Origin of the sequence: Streptomyces sp. ISL-100 (assembly GCF_018614615.1) — a bacterium.
GTDB lineage: Bacteria > Actinomycetota > Actinomycetes > Streptomycetales > Streptomycetaceae > Streptomyces.
The window spans coordinates 21,908-41,366 of record NZ_JAGGOK010000016.1 but is presented as its reverse complement, the minus strand read 5'-3'; the positions used below and the strand labels follow the sequence as shown (position 1 = coordinate 41,366).

At 71.2% G+C, this 19,459-nt stretch carries 15 protein-coding genes; 5 read left to right on the top strand and 10 right to left on the bottom strand.

What is annotated here, in order from left to right:
* Positions 1 to 27 precede the first annotated feature (27 nt).
* The 5 genes from J7E89_RS08810 to J7E89_RS08790 form a co-directional block, all read right to left on the bottom strand.
* The gene (locus J7E89_RS08810) at positions 28 to 1,644 is read right to left on the bottom strand and encodes a succinic semialdehyde dehydrogenase (RefSeq protein WP_214970645.1); all 1,617 of its coding nucleotides are present in this window, start codon (positions 1,642 to 1,644) and stop codon (positions 28 to 30) included.
* Positions 1,645 to 1,780: 136 nt separating this feature from the next.
* On the bottom strand, positions 1,781 to 3,427 hold the full coding sequence (locus tag J7E89_RS08805) for a serine/threonine-protein kinase (protein WP_214970762.1): 1,647 nt from the start codon (positions 3,425 to 3,427) through the stop codon (positions 1,781 to 1,783).
* A gap of 75 nt (positions 3,428 to 3,502) precedes the next feature.
* Positions 3,503 to 6,217 (bottom strand): protein kinase, encoded by a 2,715-nt coding sequence (locus J7E89_RS08800; RefSeq protein WP_214970641.1) that lies wholly within the window; start codon positions 6,215 to 6,217, stop codon positions 3,503 to 3,505.
* A gap of 150 nt (positions 6,218 to 6,367) precedes the next feature.
* Complete coding sequence (locus J7E89_RS08795; RefSeq protein WP_214970638.1) at positions 6,368 to 8,278, bottom strand: serine/threonine-protein kinase; 1,911 nt, start codon at positions 8,276 to 8,278, stop codon at positions 6,368 to 6,370.
* Between the two features lie 299 nt (positions 8,279 to 8,577).
* A complete protein-coding gene (locus tag J7E89_RS08790; RefSeq protein WP_214970623.1) occupies positions 8,578 to 10,296 on the bottom strand; it encodes a glycerol-3-phosphate dehydrogenase/oxidase in 1,719 nt (572 codons plus the stop codon).
* A 242-nt stretch (positions 10,297 to 10,538) separates the two neighbouring features.
* Between J7E89_RS08790 and J7E89_RS08785 the strand changes: the two genes are divergently transcribed.
* The 3 genes from J7E89_RS08785 to J7E89_RS41770 all read left to right on the top strand — a co-directional run bounded on the left by J7E89_RS08785 (position 10,539) and on the right by J7E89_RS41770 (position 12,578).
* Positions 10,539 to 11,801: a nucleotide sugar dehydrogenase gene (locus tag J7E89_RS08785; protein ID WP_214970620.1), complete on the top strand. Its 1,263-nt coding sequence runs from the start codon at positions 10,539 to 10,541 to the stop codon at positions 11,799 to 11,801.
* 104 nt (positions 11,802 to 11,905) lie between these two features.
* Positions 11,906 to 12,394: a hypothetical protein gene (locus tag J7E89_RS08780; RefSeq protein ID WP_214970617.1), complete on the top strand. Its 489-nt coding sequence runs from the start codon at positions 11,906 to 11,908 to the stop codon at positions 12,392 to 12,394.
* A 52-nt stretch (positions 12,395 to 12,446) separates the two neighbouring features.
* The gene (locus J7E89_RS41770; protein WP_285439219.1) at positions 12,447 to 12,578 is read left to right on the top strand and encodes a hypothetical protein; all 132 of its coding nucleotides are present in this window, start codon (positions 12,447 to 12,449) and stop codon (positions 12,576 to 12,578) included.
* A 68-nt stretch (positions 12,579 to 12,646) separates the two neighbouring features.
* On the opposite strand, the gene J7E89_RS08775 is transcribed toward J7E89_RS41770, so the two are convergent.
* From J7E89_RS08775 to J7E89_RS08760, 4 genes are all read right to left on the bottom strand, one after another.
* On the bottom strand, positions 12,647 to 13,774 hold the full coding sequence (locus tag J7E89_RS08775; protein WP_214970615.1) for a GuaB3 family IMP dehydrogenase-related protein: 1,128 nt from the start codon (positions 13,772 to 13,774) through the stop codon (positions 12,647 to 12,649).
* A gap of 106 nt (positions 13,775 to 13,880) precedes the next feature.
* Positions 13,881 to 15,383: an IMP dehydrogenase gene (gene guaB / locus J7E89_RS08770; RefSeq protein ID WP_214970612.1), complete on the bottom strand. Its 1,503-nt coding sequence runs from the start codon at positions 15,381 to 15,383 to the stop codon at positions 13,881 to 13,883.
* 139 nt (positions 15,384 to 15,522) lie between these two features.
* Positions 15,523 to 16,098: a sigma-70 family RNA polymerase sigma factor gene (locus J7E89_RS08765; protein WP_028812321.1), complete on the bottom strand. Its 576-nt coding sequence runs from the start codon at positions 16,096 to 16,098 to the stop codon at positions 15,523 to 15,525.
* Positions 16,099 to 16,357: 259 nt separating this feature from the next.
* Positions 16,358 to 16,969, bottom strand: a complete 612-nt coding sequence (locus tag J7E89_RS08760; protein WP_003948568.1) for a response regulator transcription factor — start codon at positions 16,967 to 16,969, stop codon at positions 16,358 to 16,360.
* A gap of 391 nt (positions 16,970 to 17,360) precedes the next feature.
* Between J7E89_RS08760 and J7E89_RS08755 the strand changes: the two genes are divergently transcribed.
* Entirely contained in the window at positions 17,361 to 17,702 is a 342-nt protein-coding gene (locus J7E89_RS08755; RefSeq protein ID WP_214970606.1) for a WhiB family transcriptional regulator, read from the top strand.
* A gap of 110 nt (positions 17,703 to 17,812) precedes the next feature.
* Here J7E89_RS08755 and J7E89_RS08750 read toward each other — a convergent pair whose 3' ends face one another.
* A complete protein-coding gene (locus tag J7E89_RS08750; RefSeq protein WP_214970603.1) occupies positions 17,813 to 18,709 on the bottom strand; it encodes a LysR family transcriptional regulator in 897 nt (298 codons plus the stop codon).
* An 80-nt stretch (positions 18,710 to 18,789) separates the two neighbouring features.
* Between J7E89_RS08750 and J7E89_RS08745 the strand changes: the two genes are divergently transcribed.
* Entirely contained in the window at positions 18,790 to 19,446 is a 657-nt protein-coding gene (locus tag J7E89_RS08745; RefSeq protein ID WP_214970600.1) for an MOSC domain-containing protein, read from the top strand.
* Positions 19,447 to 19,459 lie beyond the last annotated feature (13 nt).

The following is a 19,459-nucleotide window of genomic DNA, read 5'->3' as shown; positions in this document are numbered from 1 at the left end:
TCAGAAAACCTGGATCAGCAACCTGGATCAGCGGAAACGCAGGACCTTCAGCGCCTTCAGGCTGATGCTCATGAACGCCGCGTACTGCTCGTCGTCCATGCCGAAGGACGGGGCCATCGGGATCAGCCGCTGGTGGGCGACGGTCTGGGCCTCGGTGTACTTGAGGATGCCCTCGGAGCCGTGCCGGCGGCCGAGTCCGGATTCCTTCATGCCGCCCATCGGCGCCTGGACGCTGCCGTACGCCGGGGCGTAGCCCTCGTTGATGTTGACCGTGCCGGTGCGCAGCCGGGCGGCGATCGCGTGGCCGCGCTTGCCGTTCTTGGTCCAGACGCTGGAATTGAGGCCGTATGCGGTGGCGTTGGCCTGCGCCACGACCTCGTCCTCGTCGGTGAAGCGGTAGATGGAGACGACCGGGCCGAACGTCTCCTCGGCGCACACCGCCATCGGCGCCTCGACGCCGTCGAGGATGGTCGGCTCGAAGAAGAGCGGGCCAATGTCGGGGCGGGCGACGCCGCCGGCGACGAGCGTGGCGCCCTTGGCGACGGCCTCTTCGACGTGCCGCTTGACGTTCTCCAGCTGGCGCTCCCCGACGAGCGAGCCCATGTCGGCGCCGTACGCGAGGGACGTGCCGAGGCGCATCGCCTTCGTACGCGCGGCGAACCGGGCCACGAAGTCGTCGGCGATCGACTCGTGGACGTACAGCCGCTCGATGGAGATGCACAGCTGTCCGGCGGAGGAGAAGCAGGCGCGGACGGCGCCCGCCGCTGCCTTCTCGACGTCGGCGTCCTCCAGGACCAGCATGGCGTTCTTGCCGCCGAGTTCGAGGGATACGCCGATGAGGCGGGCGGCGGCGCCCTGGGCGACCTCGCGGCCGGTGCGGGTGGAGCCGGTGAAGGAGACGTAGTCGGCGTGCTTGACGATCTCGGGGCCGACGACCGGGCCCTCGCCGAGGACGACTTGGAAGACCTCGGGCGGCAGACCGGCCTCGACGAGGAGGTCGCGGGCCCACAGGGCGGTCAGCGCGGTCTCGGTGTCGGGCTTCATCACGACGGCGTTGCCGGAGACGAAGGCGGGCAGCGCGTCACCGATCGACAGCTCGAAGGGATAGTTCCAGGGGGCGATCTGGCCGACGACACCGCGCGGCTGGCGCAGCTCGGTGACCTTCGTCAGGGTCGGGATCGCCCCGGTGCGCCGCTTGGGCCTGAGGTACGACGCGGCCTTGCGCCCGTAATGGCGGGCGGCGATGGCGACGGCCAGGACCTCCTCGTGCGCGTGCAGGCGGGCCTTGCCGGTCTCCAGCTGAATGAGGTCGAGGACCTCGGCCTGGCGCTCCAGGACCAGGTCGTGGAAGCGGAGCAGGATCGCGGCTCGCCGGCGTACGGGTATGGCCGCCCAGAGGGGCTGGGCGGCGCGCGCCCGCTCGAAGGCGGTGGCGACGTCCTCGGGGGTGGACTCCGGCAGGTCGGCCAGCTTCTCGCCGGTGAAGGGCGTGTGATTCGCGGTGCGGCCGGAGCCGACCACATCACGCGTGAGCTGTGCGACCACCTCGGGGGTGACCACATCGGCCGCGGTGCGCGCACCTGCGGGGGCTGCGGCGAGTGGGTTCGTACCGAGGGCGGCTGCGGGGGCCTGCGAGTCCGTCATGAGGGGGAGAGTAAGCCTCCCGCACGCCTTTTGGTACCCGCCGGTAACGCCTTTTCACCAGCTCCTCACCACCGTGCCAGTGTTCACTGGCAAATAACCCCTGATCAGCGGCTTGTGCAGGCCCTTGGGCCCGGGTCTAACCGCGGGCGAACGAGTCGAGGGCGGTGTCGAAGTGCCGCTTGCCGTCGTCCTGCCTGCGGACCGGTGCCGAGACCGACACCTCGTACATCAGAGAGTCCTCCTCCCAGCAGAGGTCGTACGTGTGCCGGTCCTCGTCGCCCGGCTCGAAGCCGTCCCGGACGAACTCCCACAGCGCGGCCGCCAGCCCGTTGTGCGTGGTCCGCGTGACCTTGCCGGCGCGGTAGCCGGGGTGGGTGTCCGGGCCCTTGGCGTGCGCCAGCCGCATCGCGCCCAGCGGGCCGCCCGCTACGGGACTCTGCTGGCGTACGCCTATCCTGATGCTCCTGTCCGGCGACAGGTAGGAGACCTGGTTGTCGTCGGCCGAGCGCCGGTAGCCCTCGGGAACGGCGAGCGTGAAGCCCGCGGGGTCGGTCACCCTGCGGTAGCCGGGCGGGGGCGTGCGGTCGGGGTCGGCCGTGCCGGTCCGGGTGGGTCCCCCGTCGCCGGTGCCCGTCGACACGGTCGAGGTGACCGTACGGGTGTGCGCGCTGTCCGTACGGCCGCCGCCGCCCTGGCTGTCGCCGTCGCCGTCACCGTCGCGCAGGAACAGCGTCGCCGTCGCCGCGCCCGCCGCCGCCATCACGGCGACGAGAACGCCCGCGACGATCGCGCCCCGGACACCGCCGCCCCGCACGCCGCCACCCCTGAGGCGCGCCACCTTGTGGGCGAGCGGGACGTACGGCTGGGTGGCCCCGTACGGCCGCGTGGTCCCGTACGGCGTCGCGGCCTTGGGGGTGGTGCCGGTCACGAGGTACGCGAGCAGCAGCCGCTCCGCCTCGGCCGCGCCGAGTCTGCGCTGCGGATCACGCTCCAGCAGGCGCCGTACGACGGGAAGCAGCGGGGCCGCGGCGGCGGGCGGCCGGATGGGGTCGTGCATGACGGCGCACAGGACGCCGCCCAAGGAGTCGCGGTGGAAAGGGGACTCGCCGCTCACCGCCGTGCACAGCAGCACGCCGAGCGACCACATGTCGGAGGCCGGGCCCGCGGCGACGCCTTCCATCCGCTCGGGGGCGGTGTATTCGGGGGAACCGACGAAGGACCCGGCGTCGGTGATCGTCGTACCGCCGTCGAGTCGGGCGATCCCGAAGTCGGTGAGGACGACGCGGCCGGTGCCCGCTTCCAGCAGGACGTTCTCGGGCTTGAGATCACGGTGCAGTACGCCGCGCTCGTGGGCCACGCGGAGTGCGCCGACCAGGGCGAGGCCGATCCGCGCGGCCTCGCGGGTATCGACCGGGCCGTCGGCCGCGATCCATTCCGCGAGCGTCTCGCCGTCGATCAGCTCCATGATGATGTACGGGAGTTCGGTGCCGGGGTCCTCGACGATGTCGTGCACGACGATCACATGCGGGTGGACAAGCTGGGCCACGGTCCTGGCCTCGCGCAGCGCCCGCTCGCGCCGCAGCTGCGCGTCGGCGGCGGGCAGGCCGGGTTCGTCGCCGCCGAAGTGGAGCTCCTTGACGGCGACCGGCCGGCCGAGCAGCTCGTCGGTCGCCTGCCAGACGGTGCCCATTCCGCCCCGTCCAAGCTGGTCGCCGAGACGGTACCGCCCGGCGATCAGGCGGCTGCCGCCCCCGTCCGCCCCGTCCTCGGTTCCCCCGGTCATCCCGTGTGAGTCGTCCACGTCTCCAGTCCCTGCCCGGCGTCCATGAGCCCCAAGCGGCGGCCGGTCAGCCGCCCGTCACCCGGTAGGCCGGTAGGCCGCCGTGGCCTGTTCGTAGATCTCGGTGATCTCGTCGCGCTGGGCTTCCGGCCCGATGACCTGGACGACGTGGTAGCGGTCGCCGACGATCATCGCCAGGTTACGGACGTACACATCGCGCCCGCTGCTGTCCTGCCAGGTGAACTGACCCTCCGCCATCGCCTGCCGGCCCACGTCGATGCGGCGCAGCCCGTTCTGGGTTGACCAGGAGGAGTCCCTGACGGGCTGGAGTTCGCGCTCCTTCTTGAGCTGGTAGTCCATCGGGTCGCTGCCGTTGTCCTTGACGGAGTCGCGGCCGGGGACGATCACCAGCTCGAAGTCGCCGCCCCGGTACCGGACCTGGCCGGCGTCGTTGACCGGGCGCCGCTCCCAGTCCTTGTCGACGACGGTCTGGAATCCCTCGGGGTCCTTGACGAGCTTGTACCCCTTGGCGACCTCGGTGGCCGGGACGGAGGTCTGCGGCTGCTGGGAGCTGGGCGTCTTCCGCGCAGGCGGTGGCGTGGACTCGGTCCCGGCGGAGGGGCCGGGGGTGGCGGGCGCGCCGGTGCTCCGGGCGTCGCCCGCCTTCTTCGGGTCGCCCTGGCTGCCGTCCTGCTCCTGCTCACCGGCCTTCGGCATGAAGACCAACGCGTAGGTGAGCGCGGCGACCAGACCGAGGAGGATCAGGATCAGGAGCGTACGCCCGAGTGAACGCGGGCCGCCGCGCTGCTTCTTCTGAATCCGCGGCTCCTTGATCCGCGGCTCACGCGCAGGACGCGGCTCCCGGGGAGGCCGTGGCTCATGGTGAAGCTGCGGCTCTCGCTGCTCGCCCTTGCGCCCGGCCTTGGTCTTCTTGTGCCGGTGGCGGCCGTGCACGTCCGATGACGATCCGGCGCGGCGCTTGCGTACGAGCTCGCCGCGGCGGCGCACGATCGGAAGGCGCGCGGCGTCGACGGACGGCAGCGGCACGATGTCCGCACCGGCCTCCGGCTCGGGAGCGGATCGTACGAGCGAGCGGAGCCAGCCGCGCAGCTCCTCGAAGTCGGGCCGCTCGGTCGGGTCCTGACGCAGCAGCGACTCGACGACGGGCCGCAGCGGGCCGCACTCCTCGGCGAAGGCGGGCGGCTCGGCGCAGACGAGCTGCACCAGCTCTATGGCGCTCTCCTCCGGGTACGGGGCGTGGCCCTGCACGGTACGGAAGAGGAGCGCGCCCAGGGCCCAGAGGTCGGTGGAGGGGCCGATGGGCGGGGCCAGCTGCCAGTTCTCGTGGACGGAGCCTGCCTGCTCGGGCGCCCAGCGCTCGGTGACCGCGCCGACGACGGCGATCCGCGCCTGCCGGGCCCGCTCGGCGGCGAGCGGAGTGGCGGGCCCCTGGTACGCGGGAACGTGCCCGCCCGCCACGAACTCGTCCCAGCTCCGGGCCTGGCCCTGTGCATCGTGCCGCTGCGTCGATGTCTCGCCTGCGGCGTGCCCCTCCCCGTGGGCCTGACCCTGGCCCTGGCCGCGTCTTAGGCCGTCGGCTCGCATTCCGTCGCCCGCCGCGGAACGGGGGACCGCGCCGTGCCACGAGTCGTCGAAGTCGCCGGGGGCGCCCGGGGGGCGGCCTTCCGGGGTGGCGCTCGGCGCTCCGCCGGGCCCGGAGTGCCAGCCGCTCGCGGTGCCGGGTGCGCCGGGGCGCGTACCGGCGCGGGTGCCGTCCTGCCAGGTGCCCGCGAGTTCCGGCCGCTGGGGACGCTCGGCGGGCGCGGGGGCGGGGGTGGGCGCGGGAGTGGGCTCGATGTCGACGTACGGGCTGATCGCGCGCGGGCCCCCTGCCGGACGCGGCGCCGGGCGCTGGACCGGGAGCGAGCCCGTGCCGCCCGGGCGCTGCTCCTCGTTGACCCGGGCCGCCGCACGGGCTCCCGCGCGGTACGCCGCGATGGCTCCGGCGCGCGCGGCGCGGACCTCGGCGGCGGGGCTCCCGCCGCCCGCCGGCAACGTGGTACGTACGCCGGAACCGGCGTCGGCAGCGGGAGCGGGAGCGCCGCCGTACTGCGCGGCGCCTTCGTGCCCGGGAGGCGAGCCAGGGACTCCCCAACTGCCGCCCCCTTCATCCGCGTCCACCGCCGACTCCGTCGGCGCCGGCACCGGGGCGTATCCGCAGAGCGCCTCCTCCGCCGCGCCGGCCGCGAGCCCGGTCAGGACAATGCGGCCGTCGTCGCAGACGAGCACCGTGCGGACGGTGATGTTCCGGTGGGTCCAGCCGTGCGCGTGCAGCACCCGCAGGGCAGTCAGCACGTCGGCGGCGATTTCCGCGGCCCGGTAAGGATTCAGCGGCTTCTCGGCGAGCAGCGCCGCCAGCGGCCGCGCCGCGACCAGTTCACTCACTATCCAGAGCGAGCCGCCCTCGGCGAAGACGTCGAAGACCTGGTCGAGCCTCGGGTGGTCGGGAATCTGCGCGGCCGCCTGCGCCGCCTCGATGGCCCGCCGCACCGCAGGGTCGGTCGGCCGCCGCGTCGTACGCCCGGCCGCTCGCCGCTGCGCCGCCGCCCCGCCGCCGCTCTCGCCGTCCAGGAACTCCGCGTCCACGACCTCGGGTAACGGCACCTGACGGACGAGGACTTCCTGCCCGCTGTACGTGTCGAATGCCCTGGTCTCTACCAGCTCGTACGCGTCGGAAGGCGGCAGCGGAAGGCGGTAGCGGTCGGCAAGTACCCGTCCCGCGTAGTCGTCCACGACGCCTCCCCAGAGCGCACTGTTCCCCGACTCGGCCCAACCGCACCAAGTCGTCAATTCCGGTCGCGTACGGTCAGTCCACGAGCTCTCACGATACGTGGCTGAACCCGGCCGCGCCGCCGGGTCTCGGCAACCCGGCGGTTCCGTACGTCAGTCCTTCGGCTTGAACGTGTCGAACGCGGTCTCGCGCAGCGTCCGGCACTCCTTGCCGTTCCACTCGTCCGCCTTGCAGGTGACCATGATCGCGTAGCCGCGCTTCGCGTCGACCTTGAAGCCCCTGTTGAGCACGTGAACCCGCATCCCCGCCTCGTCGCGCTCGAACTCCCAATCGGCGGTGGTGGGGTAGCCGTTGTAGTCGACGGGCCGTATGCCCAGGTGCTTGTAGCCATTGCTGCTCGCGGCGACCCCGGCCTGGGCAGCAGCCCAGGCCGCCCGCGCGTCGCCACCGGGGCTGCCGGTGAAGTCGACCTGAACGCGCGGATATCCGCCGGCCTTGTTGTATTTGCCGCCGGAGTTCGAGCCCGCTATGCCGTTCCGCTCAAAGCCCTTCGGCATCGCCATCGTGAAGTGGAACCGGTCGTCGCTGACCTTCACGTATCCCTCGGGCAGCCCGCCGTCCTTCGGCGGGTCGTCCGTCTTGGAGTCGTCCGCATCGCCCTGGCCGTCGTCGCCATTGCCGTCGTCGTTGCCGCTGCCCTGGCCGGAGTCGTCACCCGTGGAAGGCACGGGCGACTTGTCACCCTTCCCGCCGTCCGCTTCCTTGCCCTTGCCCGCGTCGCCCTTGGCGTCGCCACCGGCGGTGGCGCCGCTCGAAGCGGACGTCTCGTCCGTGGACTTGCCCTGCGGCTTGTCGTCCGGGCCGTTCAGCGCGACAGCGAGCACCGTGCCGAGCACCGCGAGCGCCGCGACCACGGCCACTATCACCAGCGTGCGACGCGGCACGACATCGGTGAGCGAGGCCCGGGCCGGCGGCCTCGCGCCCGGTCCGGGATCCGACTGGGACCGCGCCTGCGAGGCCTGCTTCTGCTTGGCCGCCTGGGCAGCCGCCGCGTTGCGTACGGACTTCAGCGCGCCCCGCACCCGCTCGCTCGCGGGCGGACCCGCGTCCGCCGCCGCGTCGTTCTTGGCCGGCCGCACCGCGCTGAGCACGTCTTCAGGTACCGGCGGCAGCGCCACCACCCGCGTAGCTTCCGGCGACGGTTCGGGCTCGTCCGGCTTCTCGGGCAGGTTAATCACGTCGTTGAGGAGGGCGCGCGCCCCCGCCTCGTCGAGCCGCTGGTCGGGGTCCTTGGCCAGCAGGCCGTAGATGACCTCTTCCAGCGGGCCCGCGTTCTTGGGCGGGTCGAGCGGCTCGGTCATGACGGCCGTGAGGGTCGCGATCGCGGACCCCTTGTCGTACGGCGGCGTGCCCTCCACCGACGCGTACAGCAGCCCGCCCAGCGACCACAGGTCGGCGGCCGGCCCCGGCTTGTGACCCCGGGCCCGCTCCGGCGAGATGTACGACGGCGCGCCCACCAGCATGCCGGTCGAGGTGATCGAGGGGTCGCCCTCGACCTGCGCGATGCCGAAGTCGGTCAGGACGACCCGGCCGTCCTCGGAGATGAGGACGTTGGACGGCTTCACATCGCGGTGCAGGATTCCCTGGCGGTGCGCGGCGCGCAGTACGTCGAGGATGGCGAGGCCCACCTCGGCGGCGCGGCGCGGCGTCAGCAGCCCGTCCTGGCGCACGGCGTCGGCGAGCGACTTGCCCTCGATCAGCTCCATGACGATCCACGGCCGGTCGTCCTCGTCGACGACGTCGTAGACAGTCACGGCGCCGTTGTTGCGGATCCGGGCGATCGCCTTCGCCTCACGCAGCGTGCGCGTGATGAGCCGGCGCTTCTCCTCTTCGTCGATGCTCGTGGGGAAACGCAGTTCCTTCACTGCGACAGTGCGGCCCAGCGTCTCGTCGACGGCGCGCCATACCGTGCCCATGCCGCCCCGGCCGAGCACCTCACCGAGCCGGTACCGCCCAGCGAGAAGACGCCCCTGGGTGTCCTTGGACTGCTCCGCCTCCGACATGCGTCCCCTCTGCGATCCCTGATTTTCGCCCGCGATGGCTGCGTTCCAGGGTGATGCAGTAACACGCCCTGGCAGAGCCTTCATTGTCCCTCACCGCACGACCGATCGTGGTCCCGGGTCACCGGGCCCTGTTCACAGCACGAACAAAAGGGACCACCCGCAGGTCACAGCAGTTTCAGGGCAGCTCCACCGAACCTCCCCGCCACCCGGCCGAGTTCGCCGCATTACGGCCAGTCACCAAATCGGCGCGCCGAATCAGCCCGCCGGATCAGCCCGCCGGATCGGCTCACTGAGCCGGCTCACTGGATCGGCACGATGTCCGGCGCCCCCAGCCGCGCCGCGTCGGCCGTCAGGTCGTCCGGCTGGCGCTGCGACTCCCGTTCCGCCTCGACCCGCTTCTCGTAGTGCTCGACCTCCTTCGCGATGTGCTCCTTGTCCCACCCCAGCACCGGCGCCATCAGCTCCGCGCACTCGCGCGCACTGCGCGTCCCCCGGTCGAAGGTCTCGATGGAGATGCGCGTACGCCGTGTCAGTACGTCGTCCAGGTGCCGCGCCCCTTCGTGCGAGGCGGCGTACACCACCTCCGCCCGCAGGTAGTCGTCCGCCGCGCTCAGCGGATCGCCCAGCGACGGGTCACGGGCGATCAGCTCCAGCAGTTCCTCGGTCAGCGAGCCGTACCGGTTCAACAGGTGTTCCACGCGCACCGTGTGAATCCCCGTCCGCGCCGCGATCCGCGCCCGCGCGTTCCACAGCGCCCGGTATCCCTCGGCCCCGGCGAGCGGCACGTCCTCCGTCACGCACTCGGCGACCCGCTGGTCCAGACCGTGCACCGCCTCGTCCACGGCGTCCTTCGCCATCACGCGGTACGTCGTGTACTTGCCGCCCGCGACCACGACTAGCCCCGGCACCGGGTGCGCCACGGTGTGCTCGCGCGAGAGCTTGCTGGTGGCGTCCGACTCCCCGGCCAGCAGCGGCCGCAGGCCGGCGTACACGCCCTGCACGTCGTCGCGTGTCAGCGGCACCGCCAGCACCGAGTTCACGTGCTCCAGCAGGTAGTCGATGTCCGCACTGGACGCCGCCGGATGGGCCTTGTCGAGGTCCCAGTCGGTGTCGGTCGTGCCGACGATCCAGTGCCGCCCCCACGGGATGACGAACAGCACCGACTTCTCGGTCCGCAGGATCAGTCCGGTCGACGAGTGGATCCGGTCCTTCGGCACCACCAGGTGAATGCCCTTGGACGCCCGCACATGGAACTGTCCGCGCTCCCCGATCAGCGCCTGCGTGTCGTCCGTCCACACGCCGGTCGCGTTGACGACCTGCCTGGCCCTGACCTCGTACTCCCCACCGCCCGAGGTGCCGTCGATGTCCCGCACCCTCGCCCCGACGACCCGCTCGCCCTCCCGCAGGAAGCCGACCACCCTGGCCCGGTTGGCTACGTGCGCGCCGTACTGCGAGGCCGTGCGCACCAGCGTCGTCACATAGCGGGCGTCGTCCATCTGGGCGTCGTAGTACTGCAAAGCGCCGACCAGGGCGTCCTTCTTCAGCGCGGGCGCGACCCGCAGGGCGCGCTTGCGCGAGAGGTGACGGTGCATCGGCAGTCCGCGCCCGTGCCCGGACGACACCGACATCGCGTCGTACAGCGCCACGCCCGACCCGGCGTACCACCGCTCCCACCCCTTGTGCTGGAGCGGGTAGAGGAACGGCACGGGTTTCACCAGGTGTGGCGCGAGGCGCTCCAGCAGCAGTCCGCGTTCCTTCAGGGCCTCCCGTACGAGCGCGAAGTCGAGCATCTCCAGATAGCGCAGCCCGCCGTGGATCAGCTTGCTCGACCGGCTCGACGTGCCCGAGGCCCAGTCCCTCGCCTCGACCAGTCCGGTCGCCAGCCCGCGCGTGACGGCGTCGAGAGCCGTCCCCGCACCGACCACTCCCGCGCCCACGACAAGCACGTCCAGTTCACGCTCGGCCATCGCCGCGAGCGCCTCGGCGCGCTCGGCGGGTCCCAGTGTCGCTGTCCTCACTGCTGCCTCCCGTAGTGGTCGGGGTGGCCGGGATCACATCCCTGCCCCCTCGATTCTGTCTGTGCTGCCCGTCTTCAGCCACCGCCTGTGGACGGCTGTGGACAACACTCCCGCGCCCCGGCCTCACACAATGCCGCATAACGGTCATATTTACGCTTAGTCTGAAATTGCGCTCGCCCGAACTGTCCACAGGGCTTGCCTGTTGCCTCCCCTCCGGCTATTGGGAAGGACGGCCCACCGCCATGCCCGCAGATCTCGCCGTCATCGGACTCGGCCATCTCGGCCTGCCCCTCGCCCAGGCCGCAGTCGCCTCCGGCATCGACACCATCGGCTACGACACCGACCCACGCCTCCTCGCCGACCTGGCGGCCGGGCGAGCCCCGGCCGACGGCTCCCTCACCGCCGCCGACCTGCGCCGCATGCTCGCCGGAGGCTTCCGCACCGTCACCGCCCCGGCCGAACTCGGCCGGGTCCGTACCGCCGTCATCTGCGCCCCCACCCCGCTCGGCGCCGACCGTACGCTCGACCTGAGCGCCGTCGGCGACGCCGCCAGGGCCCTGGCGGCGCAACTGCGCCCGCACACCACCGTGCTGCTCGAATCCGCCGCATACCCCGGCACCACGGAAGAATTCCTGCGCCCCATCCTCGAAGAGGGCTCCGGGCTGCGGGCCGGCCGCGATTTCCACCTGGCCTACTCCCCCAGCCGGGTGGATCCGGGCAACCGGTTGCGCAGTTACGCCGGTACCCCGCAGGTCATCGGCGGCCTCACCCCCGCCTGCACCGAATCGGCCGCCGCGTTCTACGGGCGCCTCACCGACAAAGTCGTCCGAGCACGCGGCCCGCGCGAGGCCGAGACCGTCGGCGTACTGGAAACGAACTACCGGCACGTCAACATCGCCCTGGTGAATGAGATGGCCGTGCTCTGCCACGACCTCGGGGTCGACCTGTGGGACGTCATCCGCTGCGCCGAGACCAAGCCCTTCGGTTTCCAGGCATTCCGCCCCGGCCCCGGCGTCGGCGGCCACGGCGTCCCCGTCGACCCCAACTACATCCCCCACAGCAGCAGCACCCCCGGCCACCCGCTCCGCATGGTCGGCCTCGCGCAGGAGATCAACGGCCGCATGCCGCAGTACGTCATCCAGCGCTGCGCCACGCTCCTCAACGAGCACGGCAAATCCGCCCGGGGCGCCCGCGTTCTGCTCCTGGGCATCACCTACAAGCCGGACCTCGCCGACCAGCAGGGCTCCCCCGCCCAGGAGATCGCCACCCGCCTGATGGACCTGGGCGCCCAGGTCGGCTACCACGACCCGCACGTCCCCGACTGGCGCGTGCGCGACGTCCCGGTGCCCCGCGCCGACTCCCTCTACGAGGCGGCCGCCAACGCGGACCTGACGGTGCTTCTGCAGAACCACCGCACGTACGACCTCCAGGCCCTCGCGGTGAAGGCCCAGCTCCTCCTCGACACCCGGGGCGCGTCCCCGACGGGAGCCAGCCACCGCCTCTGAGCGCCGAAGGGCGCGGAACCCCCGGGCCCCCGTCGTACGGGGCTGCTAGCCTGCGGCGTCATTTACCGCACACCCGTGCGCATGCGTCCCTGGGGGGATTTCAGATGAGCCAGCCCGTACCGCCGCCGTCGTCCGGCAACCCATTCGCCGACGGCGCCTACCCGCAGGCGCCGGCCCCGGCTGCCCCGGCGCGCGACAACGTCGCCCTCGGCGTCGCGGCCGCCTTCGCCGCAGCGCTCGTCACCGCCGGAATCTACGGCGGCATCATCGGCGCCACCAAGTACCAGATCGGCTTCGCGGCCGTCGGGGTCGGCTACCTCATCGGCCTCGTGGCAGGCAAGGTCGGCGGCCGCAACCCCGCCCTGCCGGTGGTGAGCGCGATCCTGTCGCTGGGCGCGGTCTACCTCGGCCAGCTGCTGGGCCTGGCGATCGCCATCTCCGACATGCTCCGCCTCACCGTGACCGAGCTCTTCTTCGAGAACTTCGAGCTGCTGACCACGGGCTGGAAGGAGGAGGCAGGACCGATGTCCTTCCTCTTCCTCGCCATCGGCGCCTTCGCGGCTTTCTCCGCCGCCAAGAAGTCCGCCGGCTGACCCACTTCCCCACGACGGGTTCTCACTGTCAGTCGAGCCGACGCTGTACCGCATGGGCGCGGCCGACGTGGCCCGCATCGACGCGGGCGTACCGCCGCACGCGGTGGTCCCGATGCCGTTCCGCGCCCCGGAGCACATCCCGCGCCCCCGGACGCGGGATGTGCTCCGGCGCAGGGCGGGCTGAGGGAGCAGGTCCGACGTGAAGGGGCCCGGACCACACGGTGGTCCGGGCCCCTTCACGTTGCGTATCGGTCAGCGCTTGTGCTCGGCCGGGGAGACCGTCACCTCGACGCGCTGGAACTCCTTGAGCTCGCTGTAGCCCGTCGTCGCCATCGAGCGGCGCAGCGCGCCGAACAGGTTCATCGAGCCGTCCGGGGTGTGCGACGGGCCGAGCAGGATCTCCTCCGTCGTGCCGACGGCGCCCAGGTCCATGCGCTTTCCGCGCGGCACGTCCTCGTGGACGGCCTCCATGCCCCAGTGGTGGCCGCGGCCCGGCGCGTCGGTCGCGCGCGCCAGCGGCGAGCCCATCATCACGGCGTCCGCGCCGCAGGCGATGGCCTTCGGCAGGTCGCCGGACCAGCCCACGCCGCCGTCGGCGATGACGTGCACGTACCGGCCGCCGGACTCGTCCATGTAGTCGCGGCGCGCCGCGGCCACATCGGCGACCGCGGTCGCCATCGGGACCTGGATGCCGAGCACGTTGCGCGTGGTGTGCGCGGCCCCGCCGCCGAAGCCGACGAGGACACCGGCCGCGCCCGTACGCATCAGGTGCAGCGCGGCGGTGTACGTCGCGCAGCCGCCCACGATGACCGGGACGTCGAGCTCGTAGATGAACTGCTTGAGGTTCAGCGGCTCGGCCGCGCCCGACACGTGCTCGGCGGAGACCGTGGTGCCACGGATCACGAAGATGTCCACACCGGCGTCGACGACGGCCTTGGAGAACTCGGCCGTACGCTGCGGAGACAGCGCGGCGGCGGTGACGACACCCGAGTCGCGCACCTCCTTGATGCGCTGCCCGATCAGGTCCGCCTTGATCGGAGCGGCGTAGATCTCCTGGAGGCGGCGGGTCGCGGCGCTCTCGTCGTCGAGCTCCGCGATCTCCTGGAGCAGCGGCTCCGGGTCCTCGTACCGCGTCCACAGACCTTCGAGGTTCAGTACGCCCAGACCGCCCAGCTCACCGATGCGGATGGCGGTCTGCGGCGAGACGACCGAGTCCATCGGAGCGGCCAGGAACGGCAGCTCGAAACGATAGGCGTCGATCTGCCAGGCGATCGAGACCTCCTTCGGGTCCCGGGTGCGCCGGCTCGGCACGATGGCGATGTCGTCGAACGCGTACGCCCTGCGGCCGCGCTTGCCGCGCCCGATCTCGATCTCAGTCACGTGTGTGGCCTTTCCCTCTTGGTATGCCGTTCCAGTATCCCCGACACACACACGAGGGGCGGCCCCGGGAATATTCGGGGCCGCCCCTCAGCGTGTACGTGCGAGGTTACTTCCTGCTGTAGTTCGGTGCTTCGACCGTCATCTGGATGTCGTGCGGGTGGCTCTCCTTGAGGCCCGCCGAGGTGATCCGTACGAACCGGCCGTTCTGCTGAAGCTCCGGAATCGTCCGGCCGCCGACATAGAACATCGACTGACGCAGGCCGCCCGCGAGCTGGTGCACGACCGCGGACAGCGGGCCCCGGTAAGGCACCTGGCCCTCGATGCCCTCGGGCACGAGCTTGTCGTCGGTGCCGACGCCCTCCTGGAAGTACCGGTCCTTGGAGTACGACTTGGCCTGGCCGCGGGACTGCATCGCGCCGAGCGAGCCCATGCCGCGGTACGACTTGAACTGCTTGCCGTTGATGAAGAGCAGCTCGCCCGGCGACTCCTCGCAGCCCGCGAGCAGCGAGCCGAGCATCACGGTGTCGGCGCCAGCGACGATCGCCTTGGCGATGTCGCCGGAGTACTGGAGGCCGCCGTCGCCGATGACCGGCACACCGGCCGCCGTCGCGGCGAGCGAGGCCTCGTAGATCGCGGTGACCTGCGGGACGCCGATGCCGGCGACGACACGGGTCGTACAGATGGAGCCGGGTCCGACGCCGACCTTGATGCCGTCGCAGCCGGCGTCGATGAGCGCCTGGGCGCCGTCGCGGGTGGCGACGTTGCCGCCGATGACGTCGACCGTGGAGTTCGACTTGATCTTGGCGACCATGTCGCCGACGAGCCGCGAGTGACCGTGGGCGGTGTCGACGACGATGAAGTCGACGCCCGCCTCGATGAGGGCCTGGGCGCGCTCGTACGCGTCACCGGCGACACCCACGGCCGCGCCGACGAGCAGTCGGCCCTCGGCGTCCTTGGCGGCGTTCGGGTACTTCTCGGCCTTGACGAAGTCCTTGACCGTGATGAGGCCCTTGAGGATGCCCGCGTCGTCGACCAGCGGAAGCTTCTCGATCTTGTGGCGGCGCAGCAGCTGGACCGCGTCGACGCGGGAGATGCCGACCTTGCCCGTGACGAGCGGCATCGGCGTCATGATCTCGCGGACCTGGCGCGCGCGGTCGGTCTCGAAGGCCATGTCGCGGTTGGTGACGATGCCGAGCAGCTTGCCCGCCGCGTCCGTCACCGGCACACCGCTGATGCGGAACTTGGCGCACAGCTCGTCGGCCTCGCCGAGCGTGGTGTCCGGGCGCACGGTGATCGGGTCGGTCACCATGCCGGACTCGGAGCGCTTGACGAGGTCGACCTGGTTGGCCTGGTCGGCGATCGAGAGGTTGCGGTGCAGGACACCGACGCCGCCCTGGCGGGCCATGGCGATGGCCATGCGCGCCTCGGTGACCTTGTCCATCGCGGCGGACAGCAGCGGAACGTTCACTCGTACGTTCTTCGAGATGTACGAGGAAGTGTCGATCTGGTCGGGGGCCATGTCCGACGCGCCAGGCAGCAGCAGCACGTCGTCGTAGGTAAGCCCGAGCATCGCGAACTTCTCGGGCACTCCATCGACGTTGGCAGTCATGCCTGACACCTTCCCAAATGGTCTTGCTCGGCGCGGATGTCCATGCTAACGGGATCGCACGGTGTCTCATTCCACGAGCAAGATCACCCACAAGGTCTGTACGTTCATACGGCACGCGGAAGGACCGGGCGCGTCGGCGTCACTGCCCGGCGAGCGCCCGCAGCCGGCTGAGCGCGCGATGCTGCGCGACCCGCACGGCACCTGGGGACATGCCCAGCATCTGCCCGGTCTCCTCGGCGGTCAGCCCGACCGCGACCCGGAGCACGAGCAGCTCGCGCTGCGCCTGGGGAAGATTTGCCAGAAGTTTCTTCGCCCACTCGGCGTCGCTGCTGAGCAGCGCGCGCTCCTCGGGGCCGAGGGAATCGTCGGGCCGCTCCGGCATCTCGTCGGACGGCACCGCGGTCGACCCGGGGTGACGCATCGCGGCGCGCTGGAGGTCCGCGACCTTGTGCGCGGCGATGGCGAAGACGAAGGCCTCGAAGGGCCGTCCGGTGTCCTTGTAGCGCGGCAGAGCCATGAGGACCGCGACGCAGACTTCCTGCGCCAGGTCCTCCACGAAGTGGCGGGCATCACCGGGTAGCCGGCTCAGCCGGGTGCGGCAGTAGCGCAGAGCCAGCGGATGGACGCGGGCCAGCAGATCGTGCGTCGCCTGCTCGTCGCCCTCGACGGCACGTCGGACGAGTGCACCGATCACCGTCGTCTCGTCGTCGCGCATCGGTCCATGGTGCCTTGACACCGACCCATCCGCGGCACCACGTCCGTAGTTGTGCACCGAAGCGTTATGAGCAGGTACGCCGGAACTCATCTCCTGAGCCCTCCCCTCCCGCTCGACCGAATCGTCCCCGAGGAACTCCACCCCTCAAGGATGCGGCATCGGCGACGGAAAGGGGCACGGGCGTCCGTTACCCCGCCCGCCGGACGGCGGACGGGGCACGTCGTAGCAGCACCCGCGCGGGAGCGCACCGGCCCCGGTCCTAACGGACCAGGCCCCAGCGGAATCCGAGCGCGACCGCGTGCGCCCGGTCCGAGGCGCCGAGTTTCTTGAAGAGCCGCCGGGCGTGGGTCTTGACCGTGTCCTCCGAAAGGAAGAGCTCACGGCCGATCTCGGCGTTGGAGCGTCCGTGGCTCATACCTTCGAGCACCTGGATCTCACGCGCTGTGAGCGTCGGCGCCGCACCCATCTCCGCCGACCTGAGCCGGCGCGGGGCGAGCCGCCAGGTCGGGTCGGCGAGCGCCTGGGTGACGGTCGCACGCAGTTCGGCGCGCGAGGCGTCCTTGTGCAGGTAGCCGCGGGCACCGGCGGCGACCGCGAGCGCGACCCCGTCGAGGTCTTCGGCGACCGTGAGCATGATGATCCGGGCGCCCGGGTCTGCGGAGAGCAGCCGGCGCACGGTCTCGACGCCGCCCAGACCGGGCATGCGTACGTCCATCAGAATCAGGTCCGAGCGGTCGGCGCCCCAGCGGCGGAGGACTTCCTCGCCGTTGGCCGCTGTCGTCACGCGCTCCACACCGGGCACGGTCGCGACCGCCCGGCGAAGCGCCTCTCGGGCAAGCGGGGAGTCGTCGCAGACGAGGACGGATGTCATTGCTGTCCTCCGCGGCTCTCACAGCTGCTGCGCGTCACCTTGAGCCTCCAGGCTGGTACATATCTCGTCACCTGTGCGATTGACGCTCTCGGACACTTGCCCGATCGCTTGTTCTTTCAACCGCCTCGCACTCTCAACGACGGTCACTCGAAAGAGTTACGGGTTGGACTGCCACCATCGGCACTCTACGTGAGGGCTTGGTCGCAGAGAAGCGCATCAGAGGTCGCCATGCCCCCTAAGCGAAGCTATGCCCCATTTAGCGGCTTTTCTTCCGTTTTGCTGGTGTCTGTGGCTAGATTCGCAATGAGTCATATTTACATCTACTTGCACAAGTAGGTGCCGCCTCACGGTCCAGACGCACTCTCGATGCATCGATGCAAGGGGACAAGCAATGGCAGATTTCTCCCGCCTTCCCGGACCCAACGCCGATCTGTGGGACTGGCAGCTGCTCGCGGCGTGCCGCGGGGTGGACAGCTCGCTCTTCTTTCATCCGGAGGGAGAGCGGGGCGCGGCGCGGAGTGCGCGTGAGAACTCGGCTAAGGAGGTTTGCATGAGGTGCCCGGTACGCGCGGAATGTGCGGCGCACGCCCTTGCGGTGCGTGAGCCCTACGGCGTATGGGGCGGACTGACCGAGGATGAGCGAGAAGAGCTGATGGGCCGCGCGCGCAACCGTCTCATCACGGCTTCGACGGGGCCCGCCACCCACACCGACCCCATGAAACCATCGCTGTGAACAAACCCGCGAAGGAACGTTTCTGCACCGTGCCCGCATCAAGGACCGCAGCCTGCGCCGCGGCCTGCACCAGCCTCCTGCACTGACCTCACTCAGCGCACTGACCTCACTCAGCGAGCCGCAGCGAGCGCCAGCTGGTCGAGTGTGGCCGCCACCGCCGGCACCTGAGCCAGGTCCGGCAGCGTGAGCGCCACGATCTCGCGCCGCACGGCCGGCTCCACCGCCACGGTGCGCGCACCTTTCGGACGTACCGACTCCATCGCCAGCTCGGGCAGGACCGCGACCCCGAGGCCGGCGCCGACCAGGCCGATCACGGCCGGGTAGTCGTCGGTCGCGAAATCGATCCGGGGCGTGAAGCCCGCGCTCTCGCACACCTCGACCAGCTGCCTGCGGCAGCGCGGGCAGCCCGCGATCCACGGCTCGTCGGCCAGTTCCCCGATGCCGACCTGGCCGGCCTCCGCGAGCCGGTGCCCCTCGGGGACCAGGCCGACGAGACGGTCGGTGAGCAGCGGGCGTACGACCAGGTCGTTCCAGTCCTCGGTGGCGCCCCCGGGCCCGTAGCGGAACGCCAGCGCCACGTCGCAGTCGCCCTCGCGCAGCATTTCGACCGAGCGCGGGGGCTCCGCGTCGACCAGTGACACGCGGGTGCCGGGGTGGGCGGCGCGCAGCGCGGCCAGCGCGGTGGGGACGAGGGTGGAGCTGCCGCTGGGGAACGACACCAGGCGTACGCGTCCGGCGCGCAGGCCCGCGATGGCGGCGACCTCCTCCTCGGCGGCGGTCAGCCCGGCGAGGATGCCGACCGCGTGCCGGACCAGGACCTCGCCCGCCTGGCTGAGGCGCATCTCGCGGCCCGTACGGATGAGCAGCGTGGTGCCCGCGGAGAGTTCGAGGGCCTTCATCTGCTGGCTCACGGCGGGCTGCGTGCAGCCGAGTTCGCGCGCGGCGGCGGAGAAGGAACCGGTGGCGGCCACGGCGCGCAGGATACGGAGATGACGGGCTTCGATCACCCTTCAAGCATAAGCGACTCTTGGGTTTGCCGCAGAATAATGGCGAGCGACTTTGAGTCATGGCCGGTTAACGTTCGGCCATGAAGCTTCTGACCGTGAACGTGGGCCGCGCCGAGGCCGTGGATTACGCCGACGCTCCGAGTGGCACCACCGGCATCAACAAGCAGCCCGTCGACGGGCCCGTTCGGGTGGTGGCGCCCGGGCCCAAGGGCGTCGGGGCGGGCGGGCTGGTCGGGGACTCGGTGTGCAACAAGCGCCATCACGGTGGTGACGACCAGGCGGTGTACGCCTTCGCGCGCGAGGACCTCGACGGCTGGGAGCGCGAGCTGGGGCGCACGCTGGCCAACGGCTCGTTCGGCGAGAACCTCACGACCCTCGGGCTCGACGTAAACGGCGCGCTCATCGGCGAACGCTGGCGCGTCGGCGCCGACTTGGTCCTGGAGGTGACCTCCAGCCGCATTCCGTGCCGTACGTTCGCGCAGGCCCTCGGCGAGAAGGGATGGGTCAAGCGCTTCACGCGGCAGGCCGCGCCCGGGGCGTACCTGCGGGTGATCGAGCCGGGCGAGATACGGGCGGGCGACACCATCGAGATCCTGCACCGGCCGGACCACGACGTCACGGTCGGCTTGCAGTTCAGGGCCGCGACGACGGAGCGCGAGCTGCTGGCGCGCACGCTCGCGGCCGGTGAGGCGCTGCACCCGGAGGCGCTGGAGGCGGCGCGCAAGTACGTCTCCTGACAGTCCTGGGCCG